This is a genomic window from Ruminiclostridium hungatei, from assembly GCF_002051585.1.
GTDB lineage: Bacteria > Bacillota > Clostridia > Acetivibrionales > DSM-1351 > Ruminiclostridium > Ruminiclostridium hungatei.
On sequence record NZ_MZGX01000066.1, the window covers coordinates 1 to 1,554 of the forward strand.

The 1,554-nt window shown below is 36.0% G+C and carries 2 protein-coding genes; both read right to left on the reverse strand.

Going from position 1 to position 1,554, the window contains the following annotated elements:
- Positions 1 to 486 precede the first annotated feature (486 nt).
- Positions 487 to 942: an immunity protein YezG family protein gene (locus CLHUN_RS21515; protein ID WP_080066719.1), complete on the reverse strand. Its 456-nt coding sequence runs from the start codon at positions 940 to 942 to the stop codon at positions 487 to 489.
- A gap of 1 nt (position 943) precedes the next feature.
- A partial coding sequence (locus CLHUN_RS21520) for a DNA/RNA non-specific endonuclease (RefSeq protein WP_207559203.1) occupies positions 944 to 1,554 on the reverse strand: 611 nt, incomplete at its 5' end.

Sequence of the window (1,554 nt, forward strand, 5' to 3'; positions counted from 1 at the left end):
ACCATGTCTATGGCCTTGTTAGCCAGGAGCTTCATTAGCTGCGCAGGGTTTCCCAGCAGCATTACCTTTTCCTTTATGCTTCCCGCTATATCCTTCACCTTGGTTTTTATGCTGCCGAAGAATTCTCTAATGATGCAGGTTAAAGAGGGGTGGTCGCTTGCGACCTCCCCTCGGGTTACATCAGCCCGCAATGCGGGCTGATGGCAGTTGGTATAGATGGTAGGATTTTATGCAATGGGGTTATAAATGTGGTCGGGTTATGAGGATTACTGCATTTGCCAAGGGGCTACATGGTGGTCAGTACTGGCACCTGTGGCTTTTACCCGGACAAAAAGAAAAAGTCCCAACAGAGAATATATCTCCATTAAGACCTAAATTTCTCGAGACCCCGTTTTATATAGTATTATTGTTGAATTTTACTATAATTAGAATAAATAAATCTATTGCTTCTACATAAACTTAAATTTCTTATAAATTAATTTTTAATTAAAGTCCTTTTTGTTTTAATTCTTCAAACCACTCATTTGCAATAGTGTTTGCGGTTTTTACGGCATCCTTTAAATAAACTAACTCATATTTATATTCTGCTTGTAGCTCTCCACTAATTACGTCATATATTAATTTAAGTTCTGTTGGCATTTCTCTGTCGCATTCTTCACACAATTTTTTGATTTTTTCAACATCTTTATTAATAATATCTAATACTTCGAATTGACGTTCAGTTGATACATCATACCCCTCTTCACCTAAATGAATAGCATCATTTAACTTGTGCTTTTTTACATATTTATGATTTATATTATAAAAGAAATTACTCGAAATAATATCTCCTTCGCATGACGCATATAAGTATACTTTATTGGCTCTATTTTCAACATACTCCAAACATATTGATATCATATCTGTTTGAATATCACTAAAACATTCCTCAAAATTTTTCATGTTAATCCTCCCTCCTATTATTGGTAATGGATACAGAAGTCGCGTCTCCATCTATGGTATACATAATTAAGAATTTTAACGGGCGTAAACCGCCTCCCTCATATACTATATCTATAATAACTGTTACCTCTAATCCATCCTTAATTGCTGCTTCCCATTGGTTCTCTAATTTTTTATACTCTGAAAGGTTAACTTCTGACAACTGTGAAACCAAATTATCAAGTTTAGGTGAACCTCCAAATCTATCACCCGCCAAATGACCCGCATGATCCTTACCTTTGATTTTCCCCGGTGTATTTTTACTGTGAGGTAACCTTTCTTCTCTTATTGTTAACTGTAGATTATCCGCTTTAAATTTGATAATTCTACCTTTACCATCAGTTTCATAAAAGTACTTAAACTCACCTGTTTGATATCTTATATCAGGTTTTAACTTGTTTTTCCTCCCGTTTGTAAACTGCTCACCTTCACCCACTAATGGCTTAGCCTCACCTACCCCCGCAGTAACAGCCTGTATTGTACTTGCCATCGCCTCATTTTGCTGTACAACCTGCTGTTCATCTTTTTCAGCCTCTACTTTTCTGCGCTTATTACTTATTTCTCCATTATCTG